Annotated in this window: 16 protein-coding genes; 12 read left to right on the top strand and 4 right to left on the bottom strand. The window is 39.1% G+C overall.

The window, feature by feature from the left end; translation table 11 throughout:
- Nucleotides 1–4: 4 nt before the first annotated feature.
- The 8 genes from B9N89_RS27165 (at nt 5) to B9N89_RS27130 (ending at nt 7,404) form a co-directional block, all read left to right on the top strand.
- Nucleotides 5–886 carry an FkbM family methyltransferase gene (locus B9N89_RS27165; RefSeq protein WP_132324761.1) on the top strand — a complete coding sequence of 294 codons (882 nt, stop codon included), beginning with the start codon at nt 5–7 and terminating at the stop codon, nt 884–886.
- Nucleotides 861–1,634 (top strand): inositol monophosphatase family protein, encoded by a 774-nt coding sequence (locus B9N89_RS27160; RefSeq protein WP_159455672.1) that lies wholly within the window; start codon nt 861–863, stop codon nt 1,632–1,634. The genes B9N89_RS27165 and B9N89_RS27160 overlap by 26 nt, the downstream gene beginning before the upstream one ends.
- Nucleotides 1,634–2,386, top strand: a complete 753-nt coding sequence (locus B9N89_RS27155) for an HpcH/HpaI aldolase family protein (RefSeq protein WP_132324769.1) — start codon at nt 1,634–1,636, stop codon at nt 2,384–2,386. Before B9N89_RS27160 ends, B9N89_RS27155 begins: the two co-directional genes overlap by 1 nt.
- A complete protein-coding gene (gene kdsB, locus B9N89_RS27150; protein WP_132324771.1) occupies nt 2,383–3,159 on the top strand; it encodes a 3-deoxy-manno-octulosonate cytidylyltransferase in 777 nt (258 codons plus the stop codon). The genes B9N89_RS27155 and kdsB overlap by 4 nt, the downstream gene beginning before the upstream one ends.
- A 74-nt stretch (nt 3,160–3,233) precedes the next feature.
- Nucleotides 3,234–4,280: a Gfo/Idh/MocA family protein gene (locus B9N89_RS27145; RefSeq protein WP_132324773.1), complete on the top strand. Its 1,047-nt coding sequence runs from the start codon at nt 3,234–3,236 to the stop codon at nt 4,278–4,280.
- Complete coding sequence (locus B9N89_RS27140; RefSeq protein ID WP_132324775.1) at nt 4,277–4,903, top strand: D-sedoheptulose-7-phosphate isomerase; 627 nt, start codon at nt 4,277–4,279, stop codon at nt 4,901–4,903. Before B9N89_RS27145 ends, B9N89_RS27140 begins: the two co-directional genes overlap by 4 nt.
- A complete protein-coding gene (locus B9N89_RS27135) occupies nt 4,900–5,820 on the top strand; it encodes a phosphoglycerate dehydrogenase (protein ID WP_132324778.1) in 921 nt (306 codons plus the stop codon). The genes B9N89_RS27140 and B9N89_RS27135 overlap by 4 nt, the downstream gene beginning before the upstream one ends.
- 138 nt (nt 5,821–5,958) lie before the next feature.
- Entirely contained in the window at nt 5,959–7,404 is a 1,446-nt protein-coding gene (locus tag B9N89_RS27130; RefSeq protein ID WP_132324781.1) for a hypothetical protein, read from the top strand.
- A 12-nt stretch (nt 7,405–7,416) separates the two neighbouring features.
- Here B9N89_RS27130 and B9N89_RS27125 read toward each other — a convergent pair whose 3' ends face one another.
- Together B9N89_RS27125 and rfbG are read right to left on the bottom strand one after the other, a co-directional pair.
- A complete protein-coding gene (locus tag B9N89_RS27125; RefSeq protein WP_132324784.1) occupies nt 7,417–7,863 on the bottom strand; it encodes a dTDP-4-dehydrorhamnose 3,5-epimerase family protein in 447 nt (148 codons plus the stop codon).
- A 16-nt stretch (nt 7,864–7,879) separates the two neighbouring features.
- Entirely contained in the window at nt 7,880–8,974 is a 1,095-nt protein-coding gene (gene rfbG / locus B9N89_RS27120) for a CDP-glucose 4,6-dehydratase (RefSeq protein WP_132324787.1), read from the bottom strand.
- A 103-nt stretch (nt 8,975–9,077) separates the two neighbouring features.
- Between rfbG and rfbF the strand changes: the two genes are divergently transcribed.
- From rfbF to B9N89_RS27105, 3 genes are read left to right on the top strand one after another with little or no spacing between them, the layout of a single operon-like run.
- Entirely contained in the window at nt 9,078–9,872 is a 795-nt protein-coding gene (gene rfbF / locus B9N89_RS27115; protein ID WP_132324875.1) for a glucose-1-phosphate cytidylyltransferase, read from the top strand.
- The gene (locus B9N89_RS27110; protein WP_132324790.1) at nt 9,865–10,776 is read left to right on the top strand and encodes an NAD-dependent epimerase/dehydratase family protein; all 912 of its coding nucleotides are present in this window, start codon (nt 9,865–9,867) and stop codon (nt 10,774–10,776) included. Before rfbF ends, B9N89_RS27110 begins: the two co-directional genes overlap by 8 nt.
- Nucleotides 10,777–11,682 (top strand): glycosyltransferase family 2 protein, encoded by a 906-nt coding sequence (locus B9N89_RS27105; RefSeq protein WP_132324793.1) that lies wholly within the window; start codon nt 10,777–10,779, stop codon nt 11,680–11,682.
- Between the two features lie 25 nt (nt 11,683–11,707).
- Here the strand turns inward: B9N89_RS27105 and B9N89_RS27100 are convergent, their stop codons facing one another.
- The gene (locus B9N89_RS27100) at nt 11,708–13,636 is read right to left on the bottom strand and encodes a polysaccharide biosynthesis protein (protein ID WP_132324796.1); all 1,929 of its coding nucleotides are present in this window, start codon (nt 13,634–13,636) and stop codon (nt 11,708–11,710) included.
- Between the two features lie 68 nt (nt 13,637–13,704).
- On the opposite strand from B9N89_RS27100, the gene B9N89_RS27095 reads away from it, so the two are divergent.
- Nucleotides 13,705–14,499 carry an NAD-dependent epimerase/dehydratase family protein gene (locus tag B9N89_RS27095; protein WP_132324799.1) on the top strand — a complete coding sequence of 265 codons (795 nt, stop codon included), beginning with the start codon at nt 13,705–13,707 and terminating at the stop codon, nt 14,497–14,499.
- A gap of 3 nt (nt 14,500–14,502) precedes the next feature.
- Here B9N89_RS27095 and B9N89_RS27090 read toward each other — a convergent pair whose 3' ends face one another.
- Entirely contained in the window at nt 14,503–15,735 is a 1,233-nt protein-coding gene (locus B9N89_RS27090; protein WP_132324802.1) for a glycosyltransferase, read from the bottom strand.
- Nucleotides 15,736–15,748: the final 13 nt, after the last annotated feature.

The following is a 15,748-nucleotide window of genomic DNA, read 5'->3' as shown; positions in this document are numbered from 1 at the left end:
AATTATGGATAGAGAAGTGATTTACGGTATAAAGCAAGCTCTAAAAAACAGAGTTATACAAACTTCAAAAGCTTTCTTTTCGAAAGCAAATTCTATTAACTCTTTGATAAAAGAAAACTCAGAATCAATGACTTCCGTTACGACTTCACACGGCAAAATACTACTTGAAAATCAAAATAGCTTAACTTTTTGGAGGTACGAATCATTCTTTGATAAAGAGCCAGAAACAATAGCTTGGATAGATACTTTCAATAATGGAGATATCCTTTTTGATATAGGCGCGAATATCGGCCTATACTCTCTTTATGCAGGGATAAAGGGTGTTAAGGTATATGCATTCGAACCTGAATCAAAAAATTTTGCACTCCTAAATCGAAACATCTACGCTAATAAACTTGATCACCTTATAACCGCATACAATCTTGCCATAAGCGACACAAAGAAGCTCGATTACCTTTACCTTTCCGAGTTCAAAACTGGAGCGGCACTACATAACTTTGGTGAGAACATTGACTACAATCAAAGGAGGTTTAAGCAAGAATTCAAACAAGGAATTCTTTCTTTAACTCTTGATGAACTAAATGATAATCTAGGTCTAGAGTGCCCTAATCATATAAAGATTGATGTTGATGGCCTAGAGAGCCTCATAATATCCGGCTCTCGATCTCTTCTTAACAACCATAATCTAAAGTCTCTATTGATAGAGTTTAATCTAGACCTTCCTGATGATCGACAAACTCGACAGTTTCTTGAAGAGTCTGGCTTTCAGGAAGTCCCCACTTCAAGCAAATCAGGAATAAGTCCTCAAGTTGGAAACTATATATTCAGACGCAGGTCAGATAGATCACACTATGGTAGGGATGGCAGAAGTGCTAAAAGGAAATGAGAATGCGTTTCTATCCAAAGTCATTTCAAGCCTTGATGACTATTCGCAAAAGATACCCAAAGATATTTTATCTTGTGATAAAAACGATATAAAGATGCTTGCAGATCGGGAAATCAACACAATAGTATCAACTATTCTATCACTCACCTCTAATCACTCTGTTCTCTCTGAAGAGGGTAACCCCATCAAAGTAACCAATAGTCCAACTTGGATTATTGATCCGCTGGATGGAAGCTACAATCTTTCTCGCAACATTCCAATCTACTGCACATCAATAGCACTGTTAAAGGACTACGTACCTTGTCTCGGACTGATTTATGACCTTCCAAATAGAAAGCACTACCTATCTACAGATATTCGTAACAGTAGATACCTTGGGTCAGACCTCAGCGTCTCATCAGAAATCAGAATAGAAAATAGTGTGATAGCATCTGGTTTTCCCCTAGAGGTCAACTTTTCTCCTAGCCAAGGAAACCATTTTCTAAATGCATTACGCTCGTTTAAAAAAGTAAGGATGTTCGGATCAGCAGCCATGAGTCTTTTAGCTGTTGCTAAGGGCAATATCGATGCTTACTACGAGAAAGATATATACATTTGGGATATTGCAGCAGGATGCCACCTTGTAGAGCGCTCAGGAGGAAGAATTGACATTAAAATTGATTGGAACACCTATAAATGTGAGGTTTTTGCATCTAACGGAACTATTGAAAATATCTTCTTCGATAATTACGACACTTGGAGAATATAGTGACAGCTATCAATAGAAATCAAAGATTTGGAGGGTGGATTACTTGCCCACACCCTATGATTGCTGATTGTATTTCACATCTGGACAGTCTTGAATGGATCTGCATTGATTTGGAGCATTCACCGGTCGATAGACAAGAGCTATTTGACTGTGTTGCAGTCATTCAAGGCAACGGCAAAAAAGCTTTTGCTAGAGTAAACGAAAATCAAGTGAGTGCAATGAAGTTTGCACTAGACACCGGCGTCGACGGCCTCATTGTTCCGATGGTGAATAGTCGTGCGGAAGCTGAAGATGCTGTTTCAGCTGCATTTTATCCTCCAAAAGGCAAGCGCCCGGTGGGATTAGGCAGAGCACATAAGTACGGCTTTGCCTTTGACGATCATCTTTCAAAAAATCGAGATCTAGAATTGATCGTGCAAATAGAACATATAGATGCTGTTCGAAACATAGAAGAGATCTGCTCAGTAGAAGGACTGAGCGGCATTTTCATTGGTCCATATGACCTTAGTGGCTCCATGGGCATAATAGGCCAACTTAACCACAGCGATCTTCTAAACGCCATTCAACGAGTCGCGAATACAGCAACTAATTTCAACCTAGATATTGGTGCTCATATCATTCATCTAGATTCCAATAAACTAAACCAACATATTGAACAAGGTTACAACTTCTTAGCATTAAGTACGGATATGATTCTAATGAGGTCTAAGTTTGAAGATTTTTTTCTCAAAGGAACTGGTGAAATATTGTGAAGAATATTTGTATCATCCCAGCTCGTATGGCAAGTACTCGATTTCCTGGTAAGCCACTCAAACTAATCGCCGGAAAACCCATGATAGGTCATGTAGCAGCAAGGTGTAAGCTCTCAGGTGTTTTCGATGAAGTAGTCATTGCAACCTGTGATCAAGAAATTGCAGACTACGCCAGAACAATCGGCATAGAATCAGTAATGACCAAAAACACCCATGATAGAGCAACGGAACGTGTTGAAGAAGCAATCAGAAAGATTGAAGCCAAAGGCAACTCATACGACATTGTAACTCTGGTTCAGGGCGATGAGCCACTAGTAACTCCCAAGATGCTTCAGGATGCCGTTGCGTACTTGCACGATAAAACTACTTCAATCTGGAATTTAAGAAACAGAATAACGACTATAGAAGACTATAGATCTAAAAACTGTGTAAAAGTTGTCAGTGACAAGAATGACTATGCTCTGTACTACTCCCGCGCTTCTATTCCTGTGGCACTAGGTATGAATAAAGACTATCTTCCTGAGTCATATAAACAAGTAGCTATAATACCAATGCGAACTTCGTTTCTAAAAGCTTATCAATCTATGGATCCCACCCCTCTAGAGGAAATAGAGTCCATAGACATGAATCGTATTCTTCAGCATGGATATAAGATTCACTGCCCTCTAACTGAAGACCAAAGCTGGCCAGTTGATACTCCCAACGACCTAAAATTTGTATCCAAAGTCATGGAAAAATGCGATATTGTTGAGCAATACATATGCAATATATAGAGACATTCTCATATACTTCAACAGCCAATTAGTGATAGTATACCAAGTAACCAAGAATCTACCATGGATGGGAAATGAAGATCAGAGTCGGCATCGCTGGCTACGGGATCGTTGGCAAACGTAGACATGATTATTTAAATCTAAATCCTAGATTTGAAGTGGTAAGTGTTTGCGACCAAAAATTCCAAGAGGAAGGACGGCTTCAGTGTGGCGCTCGCCACTACACTAGCTACCAATCGATGATAGAAAAAGAGCCTCTAGATGCTCTGTTCGTCTGCTTAACTAACGATGTAGCTCCAGATGCGACGATTCTCGGTTTGCAAGCAGGTTGCCACGTATTTTGTGAAAAACCACCTGGCAGAACTGTTGAAGACATTACCAGTGTCATAAAGGTTTCTAATCAACATCCGTCGCAGAAACTAAAGTATGGATTCAACCATCGCTACCATGACTCCATAATGAGAGCAATGGAAATTATTTCAACGCACGATCTTGGTGAAGTTATCAACTTGCGTGGTGTTTATGGGAAATCAAAAATATTAAATTACAAAAGTAACTGGCGAACACAAAGATCTATAGCAGGAGGTGGAATACTATTAGACCAAGGAATTCATATGGTTGATTTATTCCGATTATTTGCCGGAGAATTTTCTGAAGTACACTCATTCATCTCAAATAGGTATTGGAATCATGACGTCGAAGATAATGCCTACGCTATTATGAAAACAAATAATGGCATTATAGGAATGCTAAATTCTTCAGCAACTCAGTGGAGGCACAGGTTTAACCTAGAAATTTCTCTCTCTGAAGGAGCAGTAATCCTTTCCGGAATCCTTTCTGGCTCAAAAAGTTATGGAGCAGAAACGATTACAATAGTACGGAAAAATGACGATGACATGGGAGATCCACTAGAAGAGACTATTCGATATAACAAAGACCTATCTTGGAAACGAGAAATCGATGAATTTCAAGATTGTATTGACTTTGACAAACCTATTCTCAACGGATCAGCATTCGAAGCAATGCAAACAATGAAGCTTGTCTATCGAATTTATTGCTCAGACCCCAAATGGAAGAATCAATATAAACTTAATGAAGAAACCATAGGTGAGTCATTATGACTATGATGCAGAAGTTTTATTGCGAATCCGAAAGTTTTCATGCTTACTCTAGAAAGTACTTCAACTATATTGGGACACTTCTAGAATCTGTCGATGGCAAGCAACTGGAGAATTTTCTCGCATTAATAGATAGTGCTCGAGATAGCGGCAATCAGATTTTTTTCTTTGGGAACGGTGGTAGCGCTGCAACTGCCAGTCACTTCGCGAATGATCTAAGCATAGGCACTCGATCGTATAAGAAGCCTTACAAAGCCCTGGCACTAACTGACAATGCAGCTGTGATGACAGCAATTGCAAATGATGACACTTATGATGATATTTTTCTTTATCAGCTAAGAAATCATATGAACCAAGGCGATTTGGTTATTGCTATAAGTGCTTCCGGGAACTCAAATAATGTATTGAAGGCAATAGATTGGGCTAATATCAATGGTGGTACTACCGTTGGATTAACGGGATTCGATGGTGGTGAGCTGAAGAAATTTGCTAATCATTCCTTACATGTTCCCTCAAACACCGGCGAATATGGACCTGTTGAAGATGTCCATATGATATTCGATCATTTATTGGGTTCTTACCTTATTGAGCGACTCAAACAATCAAAAGAGTATGGATCCATATGATAACGGATACAATTGCAGTAACATCTCGCTCCTTCTCGGCAAATCAAAAACTTCGGGATTATTTAGAATCGCATTTTCCTATGGCGAATATTATATACAACGAACAAGGTGAGAAGCTTAGAGGTGAGAACCTCGCTTACTACTTGAAAGAAGCAGATCAAGCAATCATCGCACTTGAAGAAATAAACGATACACTTTTACAGAAAGTCCCAAATTTAAAGCATATATCTAAATATGGAGTAGGGCTAGACAAAATAGATCTTCAAGCTCTCAAAAAAAATAATGTAACAATTCAATATACAAAAGGCGTCAATAAAAGGAGTGTTGCGGAGCTTACACTTTCACTAATGCTAAATCTGTGCAACAAAACTTTCTCTAATGCTTCGCTTCTAAAAAGTGGAACTTGGAAAATTCTTCCGGGTAACCTTGTTTCTGGAAAAACTATTGGAATACTTGGCCTAGGGAATGTGGGCAAAGAGGTCAGTCGTTTAGTTCAACCGATTGCAGGTAAGATCCTGGCACACGATATTGATCCAGATCTTGATTTCTGTAAGAAATATAATATACAGAATGTTTCTTTAGTAGATCTATTTAAATCATCTGACATCATCACTATTCATGTTCCACTAGACTCGTCGACAAAAAACCTGGTGTCAAGTAGTATTCTAAGTTATGTCTGCGAATCTTCCTATATAATCAACACATCAAGAGGTGGGATAGTCGACGAGGATGCTCTCTATAAGCACCTTGTTGAAGGAAAGCTTCGCGGTGCTGCTAGTGACGTTTTTAGCATAGAACCGACTGATTCGCCCTTGATCAAACTTGACAACTTCATTGGCACCCCCCATATAGGGGGAAGCTCTGAAGAAGCAATCCTCGCAATGGGATTGGCTGCAATTGAGGGCTTAATTAGATAGAGAGACGTACATATCGATAGGAACAATCAAAAGAAGGCGACTGATAGCGTCACTCGAGCTCAATCAATTTTCGAAGCCTACTACAGCAAATTAATACCTGTAGTCAAAAATGATAGTAGGTATGCTTGCTTCAACGCAATGTCTAGAAGTCGATACCTTTCGCCTCACTATAGAGATATCGAAAGCCTTGTAAATGCGCAGCAACACCTCAATGATATCGAGATTGAAAAGCTAGCTAGAAGTTTGACAAACCCCCATTTTATCTCTAATGCCGTAAAAAGACTATATATAGGTGCAAAAACAGTCATTATTCTGGCAATTCTATATCTCGCTAATAAACTTAAGCCGCGATACATTAATCAATCTAAAAATATTATAATGGTCGATTGGTTTCTACTACCAATGATGATAAAAAACCAATCGAAGATAGAAGATCGATATTATAACTTCTTCGAAGGGTTTCACGACGACTACGACCATAGAATTATCTATATAGCTAATTTATCTGCAATTCGATTCAAAGACCTGCCCAAGATTCTCAGGCATATCAAAAACCCTAGAACTCCTTTCACTGTTATTTACAAAGAGCAATTTCTCTCAATATCTGACTATTTCAAAGCATTTATGTTTCTTTTTTTTGAAGTCAGATTCTGCAAATCGCAACATATCCCCAATTCAACGTGGAAATATTGTATAAGTGAAGCAGCATCTTTCGATACTTGGAATGCATTACTAGCTCAAAAAGCATACTATAATATATTTTCTGATCATCGAGATAGAATTGACCTTATCATCGACTGGTTTGAAAACCAGCCCATAGACAGATCTCTTATGATCGCAGCGAAGACTCTCAAAATCACGAAGAAAGTCATTGGTTATCACGGTGGTGCAACTGTATATGGTCGGGACTTTCACTTCGCACCTAGTTTTGAAGAAGTCAAAGCTCAACTCTGCCCACGACGATATGCTGCAATCGGTAAGTATTTTAAAGACAACCTTCAGAATATCTGCCCATACCTTCAAGTATCCATCATACCAGCATATCGGTTTCACTATTTATGGGAGGACAATTTACCAATCACAAGCGAGAGAAAGGAAGTAGAGTACATCCTAGTTTTGCCGTACTACATTGAAGAATCTAGATTGATCTTAGAGCAAGCCAAAGAATCCAATATTCTTAGCCTGACAAATATAGCAATTAAAGCTCACCCGCTGACTGCTGATATTCTCCAGCGTCAGTATCCAGAGTACAGATTTACTGATATATCGCCTACAACAATTCTCAATCAAGATCTCTACATTGTATTTGGTACACTAAGAACCACATTAATGTTTGAATGTTTGTCAAAAGGGGTTCCAGTTATCCTTTTAGACAACTCCCTTGATAACCTAGAGGTAGCAATCCAATGTGAGAACTGTTTTACTGTTCGACATCGAAAGAGTCTTGAGGGTGCTCTAGAAGTGGCACACAATTACCAGACTCTGAGAAAGAGCTTTCGCAAAAACAACGAAGATATGGCGCATTTTTTTCACAAACCACTACAAATCAAAAGTGTTATCGAAGTCCAACTAGGGTCGGATTAGGCAAAGATTTCATTAAATCCCTTTCCATCTATATGGAATTAGATTGGACTCAACCGGGATCGTTTCTGATTCTCCCTGCTCAAAGACCTTATTTGAGCAATTCGCAACCAGTGATTCACCTGTCGAGATGCCTTGAAAGGCATAAGTAATATTGGGGGGTATGACCAACATCTTGTAGTTATCTTCAGACAAACAAATTGTAAGTACTTCATTGAAGGTCTTTGACTCCTTCCTGGTATCAAACAAGACAAACTTAACTTCACCTACGGGAACAACAAGCCTTTGTATGTTTATGAGATGCTTTTTCCAACCTTTGACTATTCCTTGTCTAATTTTTGAAAAATATATCTCTCCGAAGTCACTATGATAATCTTCGGAATCTCTTCTGAGCATATGCAAGACCGCTCCTCGCTCGTCACGAATAACACGTTTGTCAACAATTTTTACACCTTCAATCATCTGCCCCCCAAATCATCTATAAAGCCCATCTCAGTTTCTGTTCCTTAGCCAAATCACAGTAACCATGAATCTGACTTTCTGTCACCTCAGCCATACAGAAATTTGCATCATAGAAATTTTTATACCATCTACTGGTATACTCTACAGTCTGACCAAAAGACAGTACGGGAGCCCAGTCTAGTCTAGCTAGGGCTTTATCGCAGCATAATTTAAGCAATCCTGCTTCCTTTCCTGTCAAGCCTTCAGACCTCTTAACTTTCCAAGATTTACCCTCCCAATGTCTGGTCATTTCTTTAATCAGGTCTTTAACTGATTGAATAGTTTTGGCGTTCGGACCGAAGTTAAAGGACTCACCGTGCACTCTACATTCTTGAGAAAGCAGTTGAGCCCCTAACCATAGATAGCCGCTCAATGGCTCTAATACGTGTTGCCAAGGTCTTGTGGCGTTTGGCGATCTAATTGTTGGCTCTAATCCTTGACTCCAAGCCCTAATTGAATCTGGTACAATTCGATCTAGAGCCCAATCTCCTCCACCAATTACATTTCCTGCACGCCCAGTAGCGATTCGAGTCGCACTCTCTCCGCGAAAGTAAGTTTTTATCATCGAGTGAATAACAAGTTCAGCTGCTCCCTTTGACGCAGAGTATGGATCTTTTCCTCCAAGGCGATCTGTCTCTCGATAACCGAACTCCCACTCAACATTGTCATAGCATTTGTCACTTGTTACCATTACAACAGCCTTTACGGAGTCGCTCATTCTAGCTACTTGAAGAACATTAGCGGATCCGACAATGTTTGTTTCGAACGTTGACAGCGGCTCAGAAATCGAAGCACTCACTATTGGCTGAGCGGCTAAGTGAAATATGATATCAGGCTTGGTATTCTCGACTACCTGGAGTAGGTCTCTATAGTTTCGAATATCCCCTTCAACACTTTCCATACGATTTTGCAGATTAAGTACTTCATAATTTGATGGTTGACTTGGTATATAAAGCGAAAATCCCGTGACCCGCGCTGAAAGGTCCAGTAACCATTGACTTAACCAACTTCCTTTAAATCCAGTATGTCCTGTGACAAGTACACTTGTTCCTCTATATCTGTGGTCAAACATAATGCTCCATTTTGATAAAGCTAGTTAATTGTTGATTTATATCTCTACGATTACAATAATAATGAGACATTCCAAATTGAAATCGGCTAAGAAGGAATTAATTGTGAAAACCGTTATTCTTTGCGGAGGTTTTGGGACAAGAATTCGAGACGTATCGGAATCTCTCCCCAAGCCCATGATAAACATCGGCCCTTATCCAATCCTTTTTCATATTATGAAATACTACTCATATTTTTCCCATAAAGAATTCGTACTATGCCTTGGCTATAAATCACATGTTATCAAAGATTTCTTTTTAAACTATCGGGTGTACACATCCGATTTTCAGATTGATTTTGATGATAATCGTGCGATTAAGTATCTAGGTAGTAATCTACCTATTGACTGGAAAGTTACTCTTGCAGAAACTGGCTTGAACACAATGACAGGAGGACGTGTTAAAAAGGTTGCTAAGTATATTGGGCAAGACGATAACTTCATGCTTACCTATGGAGATGGTGTTGGAGATATCGATTTGGATGAGCTACTTCAGTTTCATAAATACCATGGAAAAATTCTTACTGTGACAGGAGTCCACCCTCCAGGCCGATTCGGAGAGATCGCTTCAACGCCTGACCATTCTGTGATTGGTTTCAATGAGAAGCCACAGTCTTCGGGTGGAAGAATATCCGGCGGCTTCTTCGTTTGCAAAAGAGAAATTTTTGAGTACCTTGATGATCGTGAAAGCCTAGTTTTTGAAAAGGATCCTATCAACGACTTGGTAAGAGACAATCAAATGAAAGTTTTTCCACATAACGGATTTTGGCAACCTATGGATACACACAGGGAGTTTTTGCTTCTGAATAACATGTACAAAAATTCCAAAGCACCTTGGATAAGAGAGAAGTTTAGTGACTAAAGTCCTTATCACTGGAGGATCTGGCTATCTTGGCCAACGCTTTACGAGGTTTCTATTACTGAGTGGCGTAGATGTTCTTTTTACGTCTCGCCAAAGACTTAAGAGTCACAGCCTAAACTTGGGCTATCCGAAGAACGAATCTGACTATCTTAGATTATTCTCGAATCATAGCTTTGACTGCCTAATTCACTTAGCGGGCCTTGATGAGTTGAAATGTGCTGAATCTCCCTCAGACGCTATTAAAACAAACGTGCTCTACACCTATGAGCTCCTTCAAGCCGCATCAATGAGAAATATACCAAGAATCGTTTACTTTTCTACGGTACATGTCTACGATTCACCCCTAAGAGGCTTTTACGATGAAAACACACCAACTTTCCCTACCCACCCATATGGATACTCAAAGAGATCTGCTGAGGACATTGTTAATTCAATCCGAAAACAAACTGGCGCAAATTGTACGATATTTCGACTATCCAACGCTATAGGAGCTCCAGTATCTTCCGACATGGGACGGTGGTCACTAGTGGCGAATGATCTATGTCTACAAGCAATTAGAAACAAAAATATGGTATTGAAGTCACCAGGCTCACAGCGTGATTTTATTCCTATTGATGACATTGAACTAACGCTACTTAAAGTTTTAAAAGATGAGGCAGCTCTAAATGGGACTTACAATCTTTGCAGCTCTACCTCGTTCTCGATTCTAGAGTTGGCAAATCTAATTCAGAATGAATGTGAAAAACACATTGGATTTAGGCCCTCTATAACGACTAATGACATACAGAAAGATCAATTCACCCTGCAACTATCCAATAGAAAGCTTGAGTTGTCCGGACACTCTCTAAAAAAAGATTTCAGAAAAAGTATTCGTGAAACGCTAGAGTTCTGCTCACAAGTATAGATGAGTTTGTTTACCATGAGTCATTTCAGCATTATTATTCCGACATTTAATCATGGGTATTGTCTACCTAGAGCGATAAAATCGGTTCTTAATCAAACCTTTCAAGACTTCGAAATTGTAATTGTAAATAATTATTCATCAGATAATACAGTAGCAGTTGTAGAGACATTTAAAGATTCTAGGATAAAGCTACTCAATTTCAGAAATAACGGGGTGATTGCTGCAAGTCGAAATCACGGCATCAAAAATTCATCTGGCAAGTTTGTTGCCTTTCTAGATTCTGATGACTATTGGTACCCTAACAAACTTAGTGCACTGCTAAATTACTGTAATGAATATGATTTCATATACCATGCAATGGATCACAACTCGAACTCCGGCAGATTAGGTAAGATCATGCCACGTAAGCTAGGAAAACGACCTTACATTGATCTCTTAGAGTACGGCAACTGCATCGCAAACTCATCGGTAGTTATGAGACGAGATCTTCTCGTCGACCTCAGGTATCTAAACGAAGATCCTAAGCTCTTTGCAATTGAAGACTTCGATCTTTGGCTACGCGTCGCTCGAAGTGGAGCCAAAATCTTAGCTATTAAAGAAGCACTTGGAGTATATTGGACCGACTCAAATAATATCAGTCACACCACTGAAAGTGACTTCAACAAGATTAACTATCTATACAAGCTACATGAGCCCTACCTAAATTCGTTCGAAAAAAAATTTATCCGTGGCAGCTTAGCATATAAGCAAGCTCGGTGTGATTCGGAACTTGATCAACTTGACATTATGTCAAAATATCTTTTAAGCTTGATATTTTCGCGAAATCTCAAAATTAAATGCAAATCGGCCCTAGGTATAGCCTTTGGGTGGTACTGGAGACGACACCAAAAGCCATCGATGCAATAGAATTGAAGTCTCTTGCTCCCGTCAACTAGTTGAGGTTGGTCAATGGCCCGGTATAGCCTTCAGTCGGCCTTAGAGCCCCTCCCAAGTTGCGATAGTCATATTCCGGAACAATAGACTGCAATTGCACTCTGACATCATCGCGGTTGCAAGATTCTGTAATACTATTCAGGATGTTATCGATAAGAGGAGTCAATGATGGGTCTAAACTTCTAGCCTTAGCAACTTTTACTTTTGGATGAATGGTAGGAAGTGTAGTTTCTTTATCTGCTAATAGTTCTTCGTACAACTTTTCTCCTTTTCTCAGGCCTGTGTAGACAATATCAATATCATCATTTGGTACGAGTCCAGCAAGCTCTATCAACTTCGAAGCTAAATCTCGCACTTTAATCGGATCACCCATATCCAAAACGAAGATTTCTCCTCCATTCCCCTGAGAAGCGGCTTGCAGAACTAATTGACATGCTTCTGAAATAGACATGAAATATCGCGTTACTTCTGGATGAGTGACAGTAACTGGACCCCCTAATTTGATTTGCTTCAGAAAAAGTGGGACTACTGACCCATTACTGCCAATTACATTTCCAAATCTCAGAACAATGAACTTCGTTTGACTAATTTCATTTATCTGCTGGCAAACAATTTCCGCAATTCTTTTACTTGCACCCATGACATTAGTTGGGTTTACAGCTTTATCAGAAGAAATTAAGATGAACTTTTCAACTTTGTAGTCACTTGCCGCCCTAGCCACTACTCTAGTCCCACAAATATTATTGCTTATTGCCTCTGAAACGTTCGTTTCCATAAGTGGCACATGCTTGTAAGCCGCAGCATGAAATATAATACTGGGTCTGTAAGTCCGAATTAAGTCTCTAACTCGACTATCATTCCTAACATCACCCACAATAGTAATAAATGGTGTCGATATTTCTAGGTCAGTGAGCTCTTGCTCCAGCTTGTATGCAAAATACTCGCAAATTTCAAATAATAGGACAGTCTTTGGCTTGAATTTAACTATTTGACGACAAAGTTGAGAACCAATTGATCCTCCGGCACCGGTAACCAAGATTACTTTATCTTTTATATCTTTTTCAACCAGATTCTTATTCAGACAAACTTCATCCCTCAGTAAAATATCTTCAATATTTATTGGCCTTACTTCACTAAAATGAACTCTATCATCGATGATATCGCTTAATGATGGAAGAGTCTTAACTTGAATATTAAGTGAAATACACTCATGGATTATTTTACTCCTTCTCTTTTTGCTCATAGAAGGTATAGCAATAAATGCCACATCGATCCTATTTTCTTTTATAATTGATTCAAGGTTCGATATGGGACCTATTACCTTAGTTCTGAATATCAGGCGATTAAATAGGGTTTTGTTGTCATCAATAAAGTAGACTATATTGTAGACTTTGGGCGCAAAATTTTTTATCTCACGATATAATTGCTGTCCCGCATTACCTGCTCCGATAATCACACAACTCTGCTGTTTCGATGTTTCTTTGCTGCTTTGAAGATTTCTGTAGTTTCGAGTAAAAAATAGCCTCGCTGTCATGAGAAGAAACGAAATCAATAAACCGTCTGTCACTAATAAACGCAAAATTATTTGTGAATATGAAAAGAATGACACCAACACTATAGAACAAGCAATTGATGAGGATATTGAAAATTTCAGAATTACTTTGATATCTAAAATGGCTACAAATCGCCATATCGAATCTGAAATAAAGTAAAATCGAAGTAAGCATAGTTTGCATAAACCAGCTATAGAGAATGCCAGGACACCGCTGTAGTTATCAAAATCTTCATACGCGCCACACAACAGCGTGGCCATAGGTAAAGAAAAAGAAGACACGATCAAATCATAGATTTGATTTCTGCGTAACTTTAATTTCATTTTTCTGTTACTTTCTGTAACTAAGCTTGCTGTTGTTTCTACCCATAACACTGGAGCAGTATCTAGCTAAATACATACGACAAGGAATTATACGGAACTAATCATATTGGTAGATTATTATGAATGTTCTATTGACAGGATCAAGTGGAAATTTGGGGCGCCACCTAAGACACTGTGGAAAAAACAGGTATATCTCGATTCGACGTACGGATCTCGATACGAATTCCGTTGCTGTACCTAGCAATACAAGTGGGATTCTCCATGCGGCCTTCGACTTAAAATTAGATCCAAAGGTAGATCCTTATCAATACTACGAATCGAACGTGGGCCTAACATGCAAACTATTAAATGCAGCATTATCTTCAAATATTGATTTTTTTGCATATATTAGCTCGTCGGCGGTATATGGAAAAGCCAGCATCACTAACGAAAGTCAACACTGCCGCCCCATCAATCATTACGGTAGAACTAAGCTATTCTGTGAAAAAATAATAGCCGACTTCTGCGAAAAAAATGGAATTAAGTGTGAAGTCTATAGAGTTTTTAATTTATTTGGAGGCGAGGATAGGTTTTCTGTATTATCAAAGTTAAACCATTGCATCAAAAACCAAATCGGTTTCACCTTGGCAAATAGTGGAAAATCGCAAAGAGATTTCATCCATGTAGAGGATGCAGCAACTATCATAGATAGTCTACTAAACAGTCACCAATTTGATATTCTGAACATTGGAAGTGGGTCCCCTACCTCTCTTATTCAGATAGTTCAAGCATACAAAGAAATTAATGACTTTGAAATCATACATGTCATCAGGGATGAGATACCCTCCTCGGTGGCTGATATCTCAAGACTTAAGCAGTTGATTAGAGATCCATACTTCAGGCCCGTTATAAGCGAAATACTTACTACAGATTAACCTCTATATCGAAGGTCTATATAGCCCAAGGATAAGCGAACAAAATTTGCGATAGTTTATCTCTGCGTTGTAACTAGTTCTCCACGTTCTATGAGCATTTATTCTCATTTGCAAATAGCCAGGCCTACTGAGAAGTGAAGATATCTCACTCGCCACTCGATCCGCTGAACAATTAATTGGAATGATTTTTCCATTTTTATTATTAACTATCTCTTGGCACCCACCAGCCGAGGTCGAAAGAACAGGAATACTATGAGCAATCGCCTCGATCAACGCCACAGGAGTACCTTCAGTTCTAGACAAGTGAAGAAATAGATCTATATCATTTGATTTGTAAAATTCCAAGATTTCTGAAGAAGGTACATGCCCTTGGAGTTCCCACTCAAGATTACTAATGGTAGATTTTTTAAGAATACTCTCCACTTTGTATCTATCCGGACCATCCCCAAAATGCCTCCAATAGAAATTTGTTTCAGAATTCGATTTGCAGACTTTCACTACTGACTCTGCTATCAAGTCAACTCTTTTTAAATCAATCATCGAAGAACAGGAACAAATGGTAAATCTGCCTTTCCTAAGATCATAGTAGCGCTCTATATTTTGTTCTATTCCCAGTAGATGCTCGCCAATCTTATGACGAAATTCAGGGAACTTTGAGATCAGATATTTGGACCCCGCTAATGAGTCAGGGGATATAAAATCTACTAGCTCAATGGACTGCCTTCTAAATGGAAGGTCAGGCAACCCATAGTCCTCTGGATACAAGTCATAGCCATGTGCTCTTGTCACAATCGGGCTTTGGTGATTCATCTTCTTTAGCGCTCTGGCACAACCAAGAGTAGTTCCGACGAACCACCAGCTGTAAAAGAAAGGTTGCTCTCCTTTCTCAGCTGAAATGATTTCGTTCGTCCACAACTCTGCTACATTGGCCTGCCAAGACCAGTTAAGATAAAGCTTCAGATACTCATATGGCGCACCAACCGATTTTTTAAAATCAGCTACAGTTCCACTGAATAGACCTAAAACCGCTGCAATCAGCTTTGGTCGCTGATAGAGCTTCGAAAGTCTAAGGTCGCAACAAACATCGTACGCTTTTTCTCCGAATGGGTGTAAGGGCACATAGATGACTCTGTCGAATGACTCTTCAAGAAACTTGTGTTCTTTCTCAAGAAAAGTGCATTCGCCCTTGTTAAAGGTAAAAGGAAAGTTATTTGTCAGAACATAGAGCGTCTTCATAATACATACAACT

It is taken from the genome of Pseudobacteriovorax antillogorgiicola (assembly GCF_900177345.1).
In the GTDB taxonomy this organism is placed as follows: domain Bacteria; phylum Bdellovibrionota_B; class Oligoflexia; order Oligoflexales; family Oligoflexaceae; genus Pseudobacteriovorax; species Pseudobacteriovorax antillogorgiicola.
Note: the sequence above shows the minus strand (reverse complement) of the source record. Positions and strands in the feature narration are given on the sequence as shown.

Excerpts from the sequence above, each read along its gene's own strand:
- B9N89_RS27090 (WP_132324802.1), bottom strand. The coding sequence starts at position 15,735 with ATGAAGACGCTCTATGTTCTGACAAATAACTTTCCTTTTACCTTTAAC.
- B9N89_RS27160 (WP_159455672.1), top strand. The coding sequence starts at position 861 with ATGGCAGAAGTGCTAAAAGGAAATGAGAATGCGTTTCTATCCAAAGTC.
- B9N89_RS27095 (WP_132324799.1), top strand. The coding sequence starts at position 13,705 with ATGAATGTTCTATTGACAGGATCAAGTGGAAATTTGGGGCGCCACCTA.
- B9N89_RS27130 (WP_132324781.1), top strand. The coding sequence starts at position 5,959 with ATGTCTAGAAGTCGATACCTTTCGCCTCACTATAGAGATATCGAAAGC.
- B9N89_RS27165 (WP_132324761.1), top strand. The coding sequence starts at position 5 with ATGGATAGAGAAGTGATTTACGGTATAAAGCAAGCTCTAAAAAACAGA.
- B9N89_RS27125 (WP_132324784.1), bottom strand. The coding sequence starts at position 7,863 with ATGATTGAAGGTGTAAAAATTGTTGACAAACGTGTTATTCGTGACGAG.
- B9N89_RS27135 (WP_132324778.1), top strand. The coding sequence starts at position 4,900 with ATGATAACGGATACAATTGCAGTAACATCTCGCTCCTTCTCGGCAAAT.
- B9N89_RS27140 (WP_132324775.1), top strand. The coding sequence starts at position 4,277 with ATGACTATGATGCAGAAGTTTTATTGCGAATCCGAAAGTTTTCATGCT.
- rfbG (WP_132324787.1), bottom strand. The coding sequence starts at position 8,974 with ATGTTTGACCACAGATATAGAGGAACAAGTGTACTTGTCACAGGACAT.
- B9N89_RS27105 (WP_132324793.1), top strand. The coding sequence starts at position 10,777 with ATGAGTTTGTTTACCATGAGTCATTTCAGCATTATTATTCCGACATTT.
- B9N89_RS27145 (WP_132324773.1), top strand. The coding sequence starts at position 3,234 with ATGAAGATCAGAGTCGGCATCGCTGGCTACGGGATCGTTGGCAAACGT.